Origin of the sequence: Streptomyces sp. NPDC090045 (genome assembly GCF_044747975.1) — a bacterium.
Classification (GTDB): domain Bacteria; phylum Actinomycetota; class Actinomycetes; order Streptomycetales; family Streptomycetaceae; genus Streptomyces.
Genome location: NZ_JBIVFA010000031.1, coordinates 20,315 through 36,064 on the forward strand (window position 1 = coordinate 20,315; position 15,750 = coordinate 36,064).

Here is a 15,750-nt window from a genome sequence, read left to right on the forward strand (position 1 = left end):
CGCCCCCCCCCCCCCCCGCCCCCCCCCCCCCCCCCGCGGCCCCCCGCCCCGCCCCGCCCCCGGCGGAGTGGTTCGACCCGACGACTCTCGGAGACCCCACCAGGGTCGTCATTGACGCCTTGGCCGAGCTGGTACTGGATATCCGGACCAGCCACCGGGAAGAGCAGAGCGGAGCCCGCGCGGCCGACCGGACAGGCGGCTGACGCCCGGAGCAACAGGGCCGCCGGGCTAGGCAGTCCCGCCTGGTCACACTCCGGGCGGGCAGGCACCTGGCTGTCACGTCAGCCTGTGAGGTCTGTGAGGCTCACAGGCCATTTCCCCAGGTGGGCGAGGTCAGCTGTGAGGTTGTGAGGCTGTGAGGTGCCTCGCCAAAGCCGTTCCGCCGCCTGCCTGGTACGGCCGCCGCCCGCCGCCTTCCGTCACCCGCTCGGGGGAACGATTCCGTGTGGGTGACAGGCAGCTCCCTCGTGTGGGTGACACCTTGTCAGCGCCCGTTCGTAGCGTCCGGCCGTGACGATTCCACCGCCTGCGGGCGGTGCCTCCTCAAGGCGGTGACCTTCGGATGAGCCTTACCTCCGGACTCCACAGTCCCCGTACTCCGCTGCGCCGGTTCCTGGATCGCGAACTGTCAGCCGGCCCACGGCCGCTGCGCGAGTCCTTCCGCGCCCAGCATCAAACAGACAGCCTGTTGCTGCCGGGGCCTGGCGTCGGCACGGAGGCCGGCAATGTCGGCACCGCGATCGACCAGCGGCTACGCCTCGCCTTCACGACGGCCGCGCCCGTGGACCTGGCCACGGAGGCCGGGATCGACCTCACCGGCGGCATCGGCCGGGGCGCCGGGCTACGGATGCGCGCGGTTGGCAACGAGCTCGCCGCGCGCCTGGCCGAGACCGTGCACCGCCTCGACCTCGACAACCGCGCGTTGCCGATGGACCGCGCCCACGACGAAGAGGAGGACCTGGCCCGCATGCTGCTCGCCGGCGCCTGATACCAGGTGATGGCCCGCAACCCGTACGGCTTCACCTACACCCCTCTGTACCTCACCGCGCTCGATGATCCCGGCGGCTTCACCCTCAACCGGCTCCTGCAGCTCCCCAACCAGGACATGATCGACGACGTCGTCCACCAGCTCTACCTGGCCACCACCGGCCCCCTGGAGGCGCTGCGCGCCCGCACCCAGGCCCAGGACTGCACCGGCGGGCCCACCTTCCCGGGCGTCAACATCACCGCCGACGCCGATCTCGTGGCCGACGGCCTGCTGCTCGACTTCAAGAGCACCAAGCACCCCTTCACCCGGGGGCTGTCCAAGCAGACCGCGAACCAGCTGATCGGCTACCTGCTCCTCGACACCGCCGACCGCTACCGGATCGACACCCTGGGCCTCTACCTCACCCGCTCCGGCGTCCTGGCCACCTGGCCCGTAGAGGAGTACCTCAACCTCCTCGGCACCTGCCGCCGCGACCTGCCCGCCCTGCGCACCGTCGTCGCTGAATTCCTCGACGGCTGCCGGGCCGACACCATCCCGTACGGGCAGGAGGAAGAGGACCAGGTGCACGAGCTCCTCGAGCGCTTGGCCCCTCTCATCGCGGCCGACCACTGTCCGGTTTGCGCCCAGCCGCTGCCCGACTCCGCCCGCCGCCCCCGCATGTACTGCTCCCGCTGGTGCACCGTGCGTGCCACCACCATCCGCAAGCGACAGAACCTGGCGCCAGGGCGCCCCGCGGCCACGGTCCCCCACCCGCGAAAGGAGGTCCTGGATCCGCCCGAGGACTGGGTGGCTGTAAGCATCACACCCCCTTTCCGCAGGTAGACAGGGTGAGCTGTGAGGGTGTGAACCTGCCAGGTGGAGATCGCCCGCATGTTTCCGGGCTCTGGTCGGGAACGCTGTTGTCCCTCCATCGTCCGGATCTGTCTACCGCTCGCGCCTCCTCGGGTGTGGGCGGCAGCCGGGCAGGGGAGAACCAAACAGCCCCTTGCATACGGCGAGTTGACCGGAAAGGCAGGGGGCCCGGCCGAAGAAGGGTCACGACATGCCGAGGCGCGTTCTTGCACCAACGAAGCTGGTCGTCTGCCCCGAGTGCGGTGTACCGACGAAGGCGAGCCTGCGCAACGGTCACCTCTACGAGCACCCGGCGCCGGGGCGCCCCGGCCTCTGCCCGAAGTCCGGGGAAGTGGTCGTAACCGGCCGAGAGCTGACGAGCAGCTACGAGTGCGCCTGCGGCACCTGGGCCCGGATCACCCACAGGGACACTCTCGCCCAGCACCCCATGCCGGAGGGGGAGCGGTGCCCGCTGTCCGGAGAGCCGATAGGGGCTCCGGCCGCTCCACGTCCCGTCGTGGACGGGCTGCTGCGCATGGTGCCGCCCGCACCGACCCAAGGGTGGCGGGCGGCGCCGGCCGTCAGCAGCGGCGGCTCTAGCGTGTACGCGATCCCGGCCGGCCTGCCCGGCCACGGGCGACGGCGCCGCTAACCGCCCACCGGCGGCGTCTCCCAGACGACGAAGGCGCGCCCGGCTGCGGCCTGTCTGATCGCCGTCTCCGGCCGCAGCGGCGACGTCGCGGAGTTTGATCCCCGCCGACTCGTCGCTCGCGCCCACAGCGGCCTCCAAGCCCACGGTGCGCGCCGTGGTCCGCCAGGCCGTCCGCGAAGTCCGTACTGCCCCGCCCTCGCCGCCCGTCGATCCGCCGGCGGACCCGATCGTCGCCGCGATGCGCGCCGTCGTCGACGACCTCGTCGCCAGCACGTACGCAATCGGGGAGCTGATGCCCGAAGTCGCCCCGGCCTACCTGTCCGACGAGCAGGCTGCTGACGTCCTCGCGTTGCTGTGCGATCAGATCGGCAAGGACCTCGAGCACGGCCTGGCCGCCCGCCGCTACGCGATGTCAGGCGACCGCCCCGCGCTGCACGGCACCGTTCCGTGATGACGACCTGCTGCCCCTTCGCCTGCTGCTTGTAGGGGTGCCGGTAAGAACCGTGTCACCAGCCGCAAACGGCGGTGATCTTGCGAGGGCATCCCTCGTGCGGGTGAGCCCGAGGCTGTACGGCTGCGGTGTGTGAGCCCAAGCGAGGACGATCTACGAACGTGGCCCGTACCCCGTTGGACCTGGATGAGCTGGTCGAGCACTGGACGCTGCTGAAGGACGAGCAGGTGCTTGTGTCAGGCAAGCGCGGTGCGACACGCCTGGGCTTCGCCGTCCTGCTGAAGTTCTACACGCAGCACGGCCGGTTCCCCCGAGGCCGGGCGGAGCTGCCTGGCGAGGTGGCGAGATACAGCCACGTGCTGCCGACGGGTATGTAGGTGATGTCCCGCACCACTTGGTGTTCAGTTCGTCGGCGGTGAAGTCGCGCACCACCAGGTCCGGCACAGGCGGCGCGGTCCTGTCCGCGATCGTCGTCCGCTTCTTCCTCCGCAGGTGCCGGCCGACGATGTGATTGATCCGCATCAGCCTGGTCACGCGCTTGCGGTTGATCCGCTGGCTCCTCGCCCGCAGCTCGGCATGGACGCGCGGGGCACCGTAGGCGCCGCCGTGCTCGGCGTGAATGGCACGGATCTCGGCCACGGTCCGCTTCTCCTCGGCCCCGCGTTCCGCACGGGCCTGCTCGGTGGCCAGGTGCCTGTAGTAGCCAGCGCGGGACACCCCGCGCACACGGCACATCCGCTTGACGCCGAAAGCGGCGCGGTTGTCAGAGATGAAGGCCACGGCTGACGGAGCGGTGGGGCGGCGCCTGTCCGAATGTCAGTTCGCCGCCGTACCCTGGTGTTTTGGCTCGCGCGACCCCACGACGGTCGCTTTACCCGCGCAGCTGCCCCGGTCCTGCGGCAGACGTCTGCGCACCCGAAGATGATGACTGCTGACCCAAGCATGCGAGACCGGCCGATGAGCGCGCTCGTCAAGGAGATCCGCCAGGAGTTGGCGCAGGTCGTCACCGTCCCGGCAGGCCGAGCGCGGAGCAGCCGCGCCGAGGCGCTGGTCGACCGCGCCCGGGCGACGGCGGACGCGCCGCTGCTGCTGAACGCGATGGCCACGCTGATGTCCGCCTACGACCGAGGCGACGAGCGCGGCCGGATGTTCGAGGTCTTCGACCAGGCGCTGCGGCTGTGGGACGAGGATCCGTCGCTCTTCGCCGTCCGCGCCTCGGACCGGCTCGTCGGTGAGTTCGAGTGGATCAGCGGCCTGGACCACCCGGAGGTTCCGCTCGCCTCGATCGAGCGGTGGACCGGGGGAATGGAGCGGCGCCGCGCTCTGGCCGGACTCCCGCGCCGCACCGTCCGGGCGCAGGAGTTCCTCCTCGCCACCCATCTCGGGGACCACGTCCGCGCCGAGGAGCTGCTCCGGCAGTGGCCGGCCGTCGACCCGGGACGGCCGGACACCGCCCTCGGCGCCTGGCACGTCCGGCAGGGCCGCGACGCCGAGGCCCTGCGCATCTGGGAGGCCGTACTCGCAGGCGGCGACGACCGCGCCGGGGAGCCGGCGCGGGTGCTCGCCCATTCCCTGCTGCCGCTGGTACGACTGGGCCGGTCGGATGAGGCTCGCGCCCACCACCTGCGCGGCTACCGGCTGGTTCGGGGCAAGGGACAGGTGCTTGAGGAGATCGGGCACCACATCGAGTTCTGCGCCCTGACCGGCAACGAGACCCGCGGCCTGGACATCCTCGGCCGGCACGCAGTGCACCTGGACGGCGGCAGCAACCCGGCGAAGCGACTGTCCCTGCTGGAATCCGCCGTCCTGCTGCTGCGCCGCCTCGCCGCGCTGGGCCTCGGCGCCGAACCGGTCGCCGGACCGCCGGGCCCGGCCTGGACGGTGGACGCCCTCCTGCTCCACTGCGACCGCGAACGCGGCACCCTGAGCGCGCGGTTCGACCGGCGCAACGGCAACACGGCCGTCTCGGACCGCAGCCGTGCCAGGTCGGAGCAGCAGCCACTGCTGGAAAGTCTCCCGCTCGGCATCCGCGGCGGCCTGCCTGCCCTCGCCCGAGCCACCATTTCGGGCGGGGAGTGGCAGCCGGGTCCGGTCCGGGACTTCGACCAGTTGCTCGCCGAGGCGCGACGGCTGCGCGACAGCGGCCACCCGGACAGCCGGGCGGCCTGGTCGGTTCTGGACCAGGAGGCGGCCGGGCGGTCGGTCGACGGCTGCCTGCGCGCCGAGCTCGCAGCCCAGCGCGGGCTGCGGCTCGCCGAAAAGATCGTGCAGGTCGGGATCTGGCCCTCCGACGAGGACCTGGCGGCTGCCATGGACGCGTTCGAGGAGGCAGCCGAGGCGTTCCGGGCGAGCGGTGCACCGGCCGAGGCCGCCGTCAACCGCGCCCACGCCGCGCTGACGCTGGCCTACGGATACGAACGCGGCGAGGAGGCGCTCGCGCTGGCCGACGAGGCGGAGCGGGCGGTGCGAGCCCTGGCCGAGGCCGGCTCCGCCACACCTCGCCAGGTCACGGCCGTGCTGCTGGCCCGTGGCCGGACCGCGGCCGTGGTCCGCTCCGTCGATGACGTGCACTCCCTGGGCGAGGTGGAGCGGTTCTTCACCTATGCCGCCGCCTACGCCGAGGCCGCGGCCAGGACGGACGAGGAGAGTCCTGAGCTCCGGTCGCTCGCGGCTCAGGCCCAGCGCGCCGCCGCCGACTGGGTGTTCCCGAACAGCGGCCGCAGGGTCGTGCTCCTGCGGGCCTGCTCGGACAACCACCTGCTGGCCGGGCGCCCGTGGGACGCCGTCGAGCCGTTCCTGGAGCTGGCGCGGGAGCTCGCCGGCCTTCGCGAGCGTCCCGCCGCCGAGGCCGCCGCGGCCGCCGCGTACGAGGCGATGGGACACGGCGGCGGCCCGGTCGATCCGGAGTCGGTCGGCAACGTGTACCTGCTGCTCGCCCGCCTCGCGCTGGAGTCCGCGGCGTACGAGGACACCACGCGGCACGCGCTCCGAGCGGGCCTCTGGTACGAGGCCTGCGCGCCGGAGCAGGCCTCGCGGCAGACCGCCCTCGCGTACCTTGCCCTCGCCGAGGCCTACTGCGGGACGGGCCGGTACGAGGAGGCCGCTGAGGTGGTCCGGGCACTGCTCCCGGATGCTCGCAACTGGCACGGCGGCGACCACCTGTTGCGCGCGAGGGAGGTCCTCGGCCGGTCGCTGCGCGGGCTCGGGGAGCACCCGACCGCGGCACAGCAGCTGGTGGAGGGAGCCGAACGGCTCGGCCAGGCCTATGCCTGCGGGCCCTACTACGCGGCGGGGCTGCGGGAGACGGCCGAGGCGCCTGAGACCGGACCAGAGGCCGCGTACCAGGAGGCGTGGGAGAACGGTTCGGCGGTGGACCGGGCGGGCCTGCTTCGCTCCCGGGCCCGGCAGTCCGAGGCGGCGGGCGGTCGCCCGGGGCACGCCGCATCGATGCTGGCCAAGGCACAGTCGCTCCTGGAGGAGGCCCTCGCCGAGGCCGAGGGCCGGGGCGAGCAGGGGGAGGAGCTCCGAGGCGAGCTGGCGAACACCTGGCAGCCGCTCGGCGAGTTCCTCGCGGCCGAGGCCGAGCGGCTGGCCGGTATGGACGTCACCCGCTTCGAGGTCATGGACGGCACATGCGAGATCGACTGGATGGAGGACACGCCGTACGAGCCCCGTAAGACGGCCGCCGTCCGCGAGGCCCGGGAGAAGGTGCTCGCTTTCCACCTGCGCGTCGCGGACCGCTTCGCCTCCTTCGGGCCCGGATGGGAGGAGTACCGGGCCGGCGCGCTGTCGGCGGCCACCGAGGCCGAGCTGAAGCTGCGCGGGCCGCAACCGCCGACGCGGTAGCTCGGGAACGACGCTCTCGTGCGCCTGGCAGACCGCGGCTGGATCGGTGCTCAGCCGTCCTCGCCGTACGGTGCCGCCGCTGTGCGCCCTCGGCCAGCCGCTCCGGACTGTCCGCGCAGGCATAGCTGAGCCGCACGTGCGGGGCGGGGGCCTCGGCGGTGAAGTACGTCCGGCCCGGGGTGACGGCCACTGCGGCCCGGAGGGCGTCGGCGGTGAGCGCGGCCTCGTCCCGGCCGTCCGGCAGCCGGAGCCACAGGTGGTAGCCGCCGTACGGGAGCCACGTGTGAATGGGTGGGTTGGTGGCAGCGGGTGGGCGTCAGCCGGGTCGAGGCTGTTGTTCCTGTCTGTGCCCTGTAGGGCTTCTGATCATGGCTGTCATGGGGTGACCAGGCGGCTGTCATGGGCTGCGTAGCAGCAGGGTGGGTGGCTGTCATGGGTTTGCCTATTCCTGTGTCCGTGGCCTTGGTCGCCGGGTGTGCTTGCGGGTATGGGTGAGGACGGCCGGTTGGCGCGGGGTGTGGTGGTGCGTCGCTTGTTGGCGGTGGATCAGGGGCCGGGTTCGGTGTCGTCGCTGCATGTGCGGGTGATGGCGGAGGCTGCCGGGGTGACGGTCCGGACGGTGTGGAAGTGGCTGGCGGAGGCGCGGGAGGGCCAGCTGGAGCCGGTGCCGCGTCAGGACGGGTTCACGCTGGATGAGGAGCAGTGGCTGGTCCTGGCGGAGGTGGGCGGGAACGTGGCGGCGCTGTACCGGCGGCTGACGGCCGATGGTCCGCCCTCGCCTGGGAGTGTGCCGTCGTTGGGGACGCTGCATCGTGTGGTGCGCCGGGATCTGCAAGCGGGTCGGGTGTTGGTGGTGGCGAGGCCTTCCCGGAACCGTGTCGAGGCCGGCCGCTATGACCGAGTGCTGGCCGAGCTGAAGCTGCAGCGGGCGGGTGAGGGCCTGCCGGTGGTCGACGCGGACCCGGCGGCCACGCCAGAGCCCGGGACAGGCGAGGAGGACACGGCGCCGTCGCGGGGTGGGGTGCGGTTGTTCGTGCCGGGTGCGCGTGTGGTGTCGACGGTGCCGGTCGCTGCGGTGGTGGAAGCGGTGGGAGCACACTGCCGCAGCGCGGGGGATCGGGTGTGTGTTCGGGGAGCCGGGGGTGGGGAAGACGGTGGCGGTGCAGCAGGCGCTGCATCTGCTGCCTGACCGGGTTCCGGTGTGGCGGGCGGTGGTCGGGGTGAAGCCGGGCCTACCTCAGATGCGCGCTTCGCTACTGGAGGCGCTGGGCCTGTTGGCTGGGTCTTTGTCGCACCGTGCGCAGTCAGCGGACCGCGCACTCCCAGATGGTGTCGCTGGGCAGGGACGTCCTGTCGGAGCGGGAGGCGGGCCTCCTGCTCGGCTCCCGCCCGCATGCAGCAGCTCGGCGAACGCGACGGCACCGACACCGTCGCTCAGCGCCTGAACCGCCTGAGCGCCGACACCTCCTGGCAGGAAGCCACCGGCACCGCCCTGGTCGGCCGCCTCGTGGACGCGACCCTCGCTTCCCTGACCACCCCGCCCGGTACGCCGGCCGCCGCCCGGCCCCGGGTCTCCGCGGCGGCGGCGGCCCGCTCCCGCTCCACCACCACCCCCACCGGCGCCGCCCCCGGCCAGCCGGCGCCCGCGGAGCCGGCCGTGCCCGCGCACCGGCAGCAGACCGCGCCCACCCGGCGCCAGGGACGCGGTCGGTGAGCGCCGGCTTCCGGCGCGGTGGTGCGGGCGACAGGCTGACCCGGGCGATGCGGCCCGGGGGTGGGTACGATCGCGCGTCGGCGAGGGCGCCGTCAGGCAGAGCGGGGTATGTGGTGGACGAGCGGTACGAGGCCGCGGAGGAGTTCGGGCGGAGTACGCCGAGGAGCGCTTAGCGGAGCTGGCGCGGTTCCTGTTCGCCTTCGCCCGGACGGACCTTCTGCTGCTGGACCGCCCCGTGGCGGCCGGCACGGACCGGGCCGTGCAGGCCCTCAACGATGTGGTGCGTGCGCTGGGGCAGGCGAGGGCGTTCCGGGAGTGGGACAACGAGCCTGCCCTCGCGGGGACGTGGGACAGCCTGTGCGTGATCGCCCAGCAGTGGCGGCACGATCCGGACTTCCTCGAGGTATGGGAACTCGACTGAGCTGCCCGCAGTGGAGGCCGTGGACGAGCGCTGGAACCTGTCGTGGCCGGGCGGAGTGGCAGCGGTCCTACGCTGCGCTGCGTGAGCCCGTATGCGACGAGGAAGGCCGGGCGGAGGTCCGGCCCGGGTTCACCGTCCCCGCCGATGGTCGTCGGGAAGTGGCTGGTCCGGCAGCGGGGACGAAGATGTCGGTTCCGGTTGGTTGTTGAGGTCAGGCGGCATTCCGTCGATCGGGGTTCGCGTGCTGTGTTGCTGACTGCCTCTCCCGGTACCGTCGGGCATTGCGGGCGATGAGTCGTGCCAGGCCACGCTGCAGAGCGGGCTGGATGAGTTCCATGGCCGCGCCGAGGGTCAGGCAACCGCCGGCAAGCATTCCCCAGAAGGCCAGGTCTGCGAGGCCCTTCGTTTCAGGATCCCCGTGGTACCGAGTCCCTGCGAGGAACCCGCAGACAACGATTGCGGCGCCCAGGAGCAGGAGCCACCACCACAAACCTCGGCGACTTCGCTGTTTGCGCTGCTTGTCTACCATCCTGATCAGCCCCCTCGTTCGATGATCCACTCATAGATCCCTGGGACACTACCTTGCCGCCCATGCCCCGCAGACCGGCCGCATCACCAACCCCCGGCCCGGGCAAGACCAGCGACACCGCCTCCGACCTGCTCCAGGCCCTGGGCAAACCGGCCCGCCTCCCGGGCAGCTTTCCGCACGGCCGCCCACCCGCTGTGGGAGACGGTCGCCGCGTGGACGACCGCCCTGGCCGTTACCCGCCCGACCGTCCTGTGCCCCCGTCGCCTCCGTCGGCGGCAGGCCGCTCCGGCCATGACGGTGGGGGTGCGGCCGGCTGGTGCCCGTTGCTGTGCGCGGAGGCCGGGCTGCGGTCATTGCGGCCGTGGTCTTCGGGCTGGGGGAGTGGGTGTGGGGTGGTGGTTGGCCGGGTTGGTGGTGGTGGGGGTTGCTGGTGTGTGGGGTCTGGTGTGCGGCACACCTCTGGCACTTCGATACGCGGTCGCCGTCTGGTGGGGTTTTCCCGTGGTGCGGGACGCGGGGGAGGGGCTGGTCTGAGGTCCTGGGAGTGTGGCTGTGTCGAGTGGGTCGTCTTCTACGGCGTCGCCGGTCTCCCGGGCCGGGAGTATCCACCGCCCGGCCGCACCTGCCCGTGCTCGTGAGCATTCCCGGTGAGGGTCTCGTGCGGGCGCTGTGGCCGCGTGGCACCGGACGGTCTGCGTCTTGCCGTTCCACCCACTGTGTGAGGGACCGTCGGGCTCCGCATCGATGCGCGCTGCCGTCAGCCTGTCGCGCCGGGCAGGGCCGTGAAGGTCGCGCTGGCTGACCGCGAGGACACCGCCCCTTCCACTGCGAGTTCTCCGTCGATGGAGATCGTGCACTGGAGCCAGCCGTCGGGATGCTCGGGGTTGGACGTGATGATCGTGAGCATGGGCATCGCGTCGATGCCCGACATCACGACGTCCTGTTTCCACGGCGTGACGCCGGCCGTGACCTGCTTTTGCTCTCCTTTCAGAGGGTCGCCGACGGCGTAGGCCACCTCGAAGGAGCCGGTGCCGGTCACCTCGTAGGTGACCTTGGTTCCGCGCTTGCGCCGGAAGGGGAGGAACTTACTGTTCATGTGCGGCCTCTGAGGAAGCGGACAAGGCGAGCTCTCAGTGATCGTCGCACGTGCTGCCGGGACGGCCGCAGGGGTACCGGGCACGGACGCGGCTTCTGCGTCCGCCGCCGCGCTGGCCCCGGGCCGCGGTACCCGCAGGGCCGCGGCAGCCGCGTAAGTCGACTTACGTGCGTGGGGGCGCAAAGGGGTCCGTGAACCGGTTCACGGAGCCGGTGCGGGGGTGTGGGCCGGGAATGCGGACAGGGCCGGCCCGGCGTGTGCGGGTCGGCCCTGTCGCGTGAGGCACTCGCGCGCCAACGCGGTGCTTCTCTTGTCCCTGCTGCGGAGTCACCTACTTCAGGGGTCCCGCCGGTTGCCCGGTGGTAGTGGGTACCCACGATGCTCTTCCGGCGGACCGGAACACAACTTCTGTTTGGACGGGAATGGACGAACGGGAGCGGGTGTCCGGGTTCGGCGGGCGCTGCACGGTGTTCGCCGAACCCCGGGAGAAGGAGATCCCCCAAATAGCTGGTCGAGTCGCGGTCTTTGCCCAGGTCAGCGCGCCTGCTCCCGAATTCCTCGGGCACCTGGGACACCAGTGGACGAATGAAGGGACATTTCCGGCTTAAGGGATGCGGGCCCTAGGTTCCGTGCCTGTGGCTCGTGTGGCTGTCTGTCATGCTGGTGGTCCCAGTCAAGCGACGCCAATCGCCCCTGGGAAAGCGCCACTTGGCGCGGAGTCACCACCTCGGGAGGGCGCTGTCCCGCGCCCTCCTGTCTTACTACTTCAGGGATGCCCGGGATATCCGGTGTCCCGGACAGGAGCGTCATGGGAGTGCGGGAGAAGGCCCTCTCGGATGGCCGGCAGCGGGGAGCGGACGGCCGGGTGCCGGGCCTGACGATGCCGCAGGCGGTCGTGATCAGCGTGGTCATGCCGGTGATGTTCGTCCTGGCCGTGGTGCTGAGCCTGCGGGGGATGGCGATGACGGAGATCTTCCAGCTGCTCGGCGGCGCGGGCGCCATCGGCACGGTCCTGCTCGTCGCGGTCACGCCGGGGGGCCGAGGCACGGTGGCCGCGGTGGCCCGCGCCGCGCTTCAGGCCGGCCGGTAGAGGGGGACAGGGATCATGGGACGTCCTGAACTCCCGGTCGACCACACCGACCCGGCACGCGGCAGGCTGGCCGCCGAGCTGCGGAGGCTGCGAGCCGCGGCAAGGCTCACCTACGACGAGCTCGCGGCAGCGACCGGGGTGTCGGCGGCTACGCTCAAGCGCGCGGCCTCGGGCCGGAGCGTGCCGTCCTGGGAGACGGTCCAGGCGATCGTCAACGTCTGCGGCGGCCCGAACGGCGCCGTGGAGCGCCTGTGGCAGCGGGCGCGGATCAGCAAGCGCGACCGCTTGAAGAAGCTGCGCCAGCCCGGTGCGCCTGCGCTGGTGATGACGGCTGGGCAATTGGGCGAGGCACTGGCGTACTTCTACGAGGAGGCCGGCGCTCTGCCTCTGCGCCGGCTCCAGGCACTGGCGGGCGGTTCGCACCAGCTGCCGGTCAGCACGGCGGCGCGGATCGTGCGCCAGCAGGCGCTGCCGGCCAGCCGCCAGCAGTGCATCGCCTTCCTGACGGCCTGCGGAATCGGGCCGCGCCTGGCGCAGCGCTGGGCGGACGCATACGACCAGATCACCGACCCCCGCCTCCGGAGACTGAGCGATGCGGAGGCAGCCTTGGCCATCATGACCAGGCAGCTTCCTCGCCGCACCGGTCTCAAGGACATCCGCCTGCGCGATCTACGCCACGGCCCCGGCCGAGATGCACTCGAGCGGGGAAGGGCGTTCGTGGAGGGACCGTTTACCGAGTTGGAGAGAGACCCCAGGTACCTGGACGAGCGGCATCATCCTCCGTTGCGGCGGCCGCGGGCGGCATGAGGCACTCTGCTCGGCTCACGCCCAGTCCACACCCAACTCGGCGAGTGCGGCGAGCTGTGCCTGGTTGAGCTTGTCGCGGCGGGCTTTCTGGTTCCCGACCCAGATCCCGGTGCGATGTTCGGTTCCGTCGGCCAGGACCTGGACGACGCCGCGCCCAGGCAGCCGGCCCTCCCGCGCGACGTACTGCGCAAGCGCTTCCAGGCCCTTCTGGAAGGCCTCGCCGCCCGCGCCCGCCCCAGCCTTCACGGCGGTCTTCGCGGGCGTCTTGCGAGCCGGTACGGCCTTGGTCACGCCGTGTTCGGCGAGCCGGCGCCGCTGCTCCTCGTTCAGCCGGTCCCAGCCCCGCCGTTGGGTGGTCAGCCACCGTCCGACGTCGTCCCCGTGTCGGGTCACTCCCGGCGTGATCGCGGTCAGGCGGGCGCCTTCGGCGAGCAGCTGCTCCAGGTAGGCGTGGTGCCGCTGCCAGTCGACCGTCCATCCCAGCATCGCCGGGTTCCAGTCGGGGTCGATCGCGGCGAGGGCGGCGGCCCGGCGTGCGGCGCGTTCGGGGTCTTTGCCGAGTCCGCCGGGGCGGCGGATGTTGGTGAGCCACTGTCCGACCTGGACGTCGAGGATGGCCGCGCCCCGTGGGGCGGCCAGGGTCCCGTGGAGGTCGTGGTAGGCCCGCGCTGCGCCGAGGTTGGTCTCGAAGCCGGCGTCGGCGGTGTCCCACACGATCCCCAGCTGTTCCAGCTCGGCCGCCCGCTCACCGGTCATCGCCCCGGCCCGGTAGGCGCGCCGCTGATCCGACAGCCACCGCCCCAGCGGGAACGCCCCCTCGGCCCCGACGTGCTCGTACGGGACGTCGAGGTGCCCCTCCCGCTGTCGGTACCGGTACGCGGCCTCGGCGCCGCGGCGCCAGTCCTGCCGTTCGGTGTTGATGACCTGGTAGTTGATCCACTTCGCGATGAGTGCTGGGTCCCGCGGCGTCGCGAAGCGGAGCAGCAGCCGCGTCTCCTCCTCACCGTCCTCCGGCGCCTTCCCGACCGGCCGGGACGGGTCTACGATCCTTTTCTGATTCTCCTGCGGAATAGCAAGCATTTCCACGGCCTTTTCATCATGCGCCCGCAATCCCGCCAAAACCCGCACCAGCGGGCGGTAGGAATCCGACGAAAGCATGTCCTCAGGCTTTTCGCCTTCCCGCAGAAAAACGGGCACGATCAGGGTGGCCATCTTCCCTTCACCGGGCTTCTGCCGCAAAGCCCGACCGATCGCCTGGACAATATCGACGGCCGATCCCTTCGGATCGATCAGGGCCACACTGTCGGTGGCCCGAATATCGACCCCTTCGCCCAGAACCCGGCAATTCGACAGCACCGCCCGCCCGGCCCTGCGGCCGAAGTCCGCGAGCACGGACTGCCGGTGGGAGCCCTCGTGTTCCCCGCACAACCAGCCCGACCACACCCGCTCCGGATGCCGCCCCGGGTCGACGGCGTGCAGCCGCGCGGCGACCCGCTCCAGACCTGCGGCGAAGGCCTCCGCCTCCACGGTGCGGTGGTGGAAGGTGATGGTGGTCTGCAGCCCGTGCTCGGCCATCGTCTCCAGCAGCGCGGTCTGCATCGCGGCGAGCCGCTGCCCGCGCAACTGCTCCTCGTAGCGTTCCTCGCTATTCAGCCGCTGCGGAGTAACGACAGGGTCGGTGAGTTCCGCCACCACAATTTGATACTTCGCCAAAAGCCCCCGGGAAATAGCCGAAGCGAGCGACAGTTCATAAACGACCGGCCCGAACACCCGCTTGTCGTCCATCGAGCAGGCGAGCTCCTTCGGCAGCCGGTCCCACCGCGGCCGCGCCACGTACACCCGCCCCTCCGCCTCCGCCTTCTCACGCTCCCTGCGCTCCGCCTCCGCCGCGCGCCGCTGCGCCTCCTCCTGCTCCCGTTCCTGCGCCCGGGACCGTGGCGGCCGCTCCATCCAGATCCTCGGCGTCGCGGTCATGTAGAGCCGGCGCATCGCGGGGATGACCTCCTGGCGGTGGACATCGGCCCAGGCCTTCCCCGCCGACCCCGAGGTGCGGTGCGCCTCGTCGACGATGACCAGGTCGAACACGTCCATGGGTAGCCCGTACGCGCCCTCGTGGGCCTCGGCGATGACCGGCAGGGAGGCGTACGTCGCGTACACCGTGACGGGGCCGCGCCCGTGCCAGAGCCCCAGCTGTGGAGCCGACGTCGTGGTCCGGACGTCGAGCTGCCACAGCTGCGGGTCGTCCTCCAGCGAGCACACAGCGACTGCTGGCCCGGTGTGCCCGGCGAGCCGCCACTCCCGCACCGTCTGCGTCAGCAGATCGAGTGTCGGCAGCAGCACCAGAACCCGCCCGTGCCGCGCCAGCCGGAGCGCCGCAGCGGCCGCCATGAACGTCTTCCCCGTCCCGCACGCCGCCACCACCGTCGCCCGCAGACCCGCCTCCGGAATGCGTTTCCCCGGCGGAATATCCAGCCCCCGGACAACGGCCTCCACCGCCTCCTCCTGATGAGGACGCAGCACGATGTCACCAGACTTCTGCATTCGGCACTCCGCTGAACTTGAAGCAGCGGGTCGGGCCCGCCAGGGAGGGGGTGGCGATGTTCTCGGGATCCTACACAGCTACACGCATCACTTCCGATGTGATGCACACTGAAGACTGTACCGCGCTTACACCCGCGACGGCGTCCAGAACAAGACATCACCGGATTCCGTACCGGAAATGAGCGGTCTCTACCGCAGCTGTGGGTCAACCGTGGACGATGGATGCGCCGACACACCGATGGGGGAGTGCCATGGAGCGCAGTGCACAGGACACGACAGGCCTTCTGCACCTGGTGGAGGAGGCGGTCAGGATTCGCATGGTGTGGGAGGAAGTGGCGACAACCCACTGCTGCCGTCCGTCCGAAGAGGTGGAGGCCGCATATACCGAGGCCGCCGCCCGCTGGGACGTTCAGGTCGACGAACGGACCGCGACCCGGTCGAGCATCTACATCAGCGGCTGCTATTGGGAGTAACGAGGGCAACCCACCACCCCCCGTTCCCCGCCGACAGCCGGCCCGTGGCAGCGGGCCTAGGGGTGGGAGCGTCAGCGGACACCCCAACGGGCCGAAGGCCCGTCGATGTCCGCGCTTGCGCGGACATCTGGTGGCGCGTCAGCGCCACCCAGGCTGGCGCTTGCGCCAGCCTTTCCTCTTGGACGTCCGCTTGCGGACGTCGATTCCCGCGCTCGCGCGGGAATCTGGCGAAGCGTCAGCGAAGCCTGCCCGGAGCGCAGCGGAGGGCGTCGCTCCTGAGCGCGCCAGCGCTCAGGGTCCCGCTCCGCGGG

Annotated in this window: 14 protein-coding genes and 2 pseudogenes; 12 read left to right on the forward strand and 4 right to left on the reverse strand. The window is 71.5% G+C overall.

All coding sequences use genetic code 11. The features are described from left to right. The first annotated feature begins 562 nt into the window (after positions 1-562). From ACIPYQ_RS40680 to ACIPYQ_RS40700, 5 genes are all read left to right on the forward strand, one after another. Entirely contained in the window at positions 563-988 is a 426-nt protein-coding gene (locus ACIPYQ_RS40680; RefSeq protein WP_401259685.1) for a hypothetical protein, read from the forward strand. Positions 989-997: 9 nt separating this feature from the next. Next, a complete protein-coding gene (locus ACIPYQ_RS40685; protein ID WP_401259687.1) occupies positions 998-1,810 on the forward strand; it encodes a hypothetical protein in 813 nt (270 codons plus the stop codon). Between the two features lie 220 nt (positions 1,811-2,030). Beyond that, positions 2,031-2,471 carry a hypothetical protein gene (locus ACIPYQ_RS40690; protein WP_401259689.1) on the forward strand — a complete coding sequence of 147 codons (441 nt, stop codon included), beginning with the start codon at positions 2,031-2,033 and terminating at the stop codon, positions 2,469-2,471. Between the two features lie 94 nt (positions 2,472-2,565). Beyond that, entirely contained in the window at positions 2,566-2,922 is a 357-nt protein-coding gene (locus ACIPYQ_RS40695) for a hypothetical protein (RefSeq protein ID WP_401259690.1), read from the forward strand. A gap of 161 nt (positions 2,923-3,083) precedes the next feature. Further along, on the forward strand, positions 3,084-3,299 hold the full coding sequence (locus tag ACIPYQ_RS40700; RefSeq protein ID WP_401259692.1) for a DUF4158 domain-containing protein: 216 nt from the start codon (positions 3,084-3,086) through the stop codon (positions 3,297-3,299). Here the strand turns inward: ACIPYQ_RS40700 and ACIPYQ_RS40705 are convergent. Next, positions 3,260-3,696 (reverse strand): annotated as a pseudogene (locus tag ACIPYQ_RS40705) (IS3 family transposase); the annotation flags it as partial. The gene ACIPYQ_RS40700 and the pseudogene ACIPYQ_RS40705 overlap by 40 nt on opposite strands. A gap of 183 nt (positions 3,697-3,879) precedes the next feature. On the opposite strand from ACIPYQ_RS40705, the gene ACIPYQ_RS40710 reads away from it, so the two are divergent. After that, on the forward strand, positions 3,880-6,768 hold the full coding sequence (locus ACIPYQ_RS40710) for a tetratricopeptide repeat protein (protein ID WP_401259694.1): 2,889 nt from the start codon (positions 3,880-3,882) through the stop codon (positions 6,766-6,768). Between the two features lie 61 nt (positions 6,769-6,829). Here the strand turns inward: ACIPYQ_RS40710 and ACIPYQ_RS40715 are convergent. Next, positions 6,830-7,045: pseudogene (locus tag ACIPYQ_RS40715) on the reverse strand (PLP-dependent aminotransferase family protein); the annotation flags it as partial. A gap of 210 nt (positions 7,046-7,255) precedes the next feature. Here ACIPYQ_RS40715 and ACIPYQ_RS40720 point away from each other — a divergent pair. From ACIPYQ_RS40720 to ACIPYQ_RS40730, 3 genes are all read left to right on the forward strand, one after another. Next, the gene (locus ACIPYQ_RS40720) at positions 7,256-7,957 is read left to right on the forward strand and encodes a hypothetical protein (RefSeq protein WP_401259695.1); all 702 of its coding nucleotides are present in this window, start codon (positions 7,256-7,258) and stop codon (positions 7,955-7,957) included. Between the two features lie 204 nt (positions 7,958-8,161). Further along, on the forward strand, positions 8,162-8,482 hold the full coding sequence (locus tag ACIPYQ_RS40725) for a hypothetical protein (protein WP_401259697.1): 321 nt from the start codon (positions 8,162-8,164) through the stop codon (positions 8,480-8,482). Between the two features lie 235 nt (positions 8,483-8,717). After that, complete coding sequence (locus ACIPYQ_RS40730; RefSeq protein ID WP_401259699.1) at positions 8,718-8,903, forward strand: hypothetical protein; 186 nt, start codon at positions 8,718-8,720, stop codon at positions 8,901-8,903. A 1,286-nt stretch (positions 8,904-10,189) separates the two neighbouring features. Here the strand turns inward: ACIPYQ_RS40730 and ACIPYQ_RS40735 are convergent. Further along, a complete protein-coding gene (locus ACIPYQ_RS40735; RefSeq protein WP_401259700.1) occupies positions 10,190-10,528 on the reverse strand; it encodes a hypothetical protein in 339 nt (112 codons plus the stop codon). Positions 10,529-11,336: 808 nt separating this feature from the next. Here ACIPYQ_RS40735 and ACIPYQ_RS40740 point away from each other — a divergent pair. Beyond that, positions 11,337-11,618 carry a hypothetical protein gene (locus ACIPYQ_RS40740; RefSeq protein WP_401259702.1) on the forward strand — a complete coding sequence of 94 codons (282 nt, stop codon included), beginning with the start codon at positions 11,337-11,339 and terminating at the stop codon, positions 11,616-11,618. Between the two features lie 15 nt (positions 11,619-11,633). After that, a complete protein-coding gene (locus ACIPYQ_RS40745) occupies positions 11,634-12,425 on the forward strand; it encodes a helix-turn-helix domain-containing protein (RefSeq protein ID WP_401259703.1) in 792 nt (263 codons plus the stop codon). Between the two features lie 15 nt (positions 12,426-12,440). On the opposite strand, the gene ACIPYQ_RS40750 is transcribed toward ACIPYQ_RS40745, so the two are convergent. Further along, positions 12,441-14,966 carry a Helicase associated domain protein gene (locus ACIPYQ_RS40750; protein ID WP_401259705.1) on the reverse strand — a complete coding sequence of 842 codons (2,526 nt, stop codon included), beginning with the start codon at positions 14,964-14,966 and terminating at the stop codon, positions 12,441-12,443. Between the two features lie 251 nt (positions 14,967-15,217). On the opposite strand from ACIPYQ_RS40750, the gene ACIPYQ_RS40755 reads away from it, so the two are divergent. Beyond that, positions 15,218-15,439 (forward strand): hypothetical protein, encoded by a 222-nt coding sequence (locus tag ACIPYQ_RS40755; RefSeq protein ID WP_401259706.1) that lies wholly within the window; start codon positions 15,218-15,220, stop codon positions 15,437-15,439. The last annotated feature ends 311 nt before the right edge of the window (positions 15,440-15,750 follow it).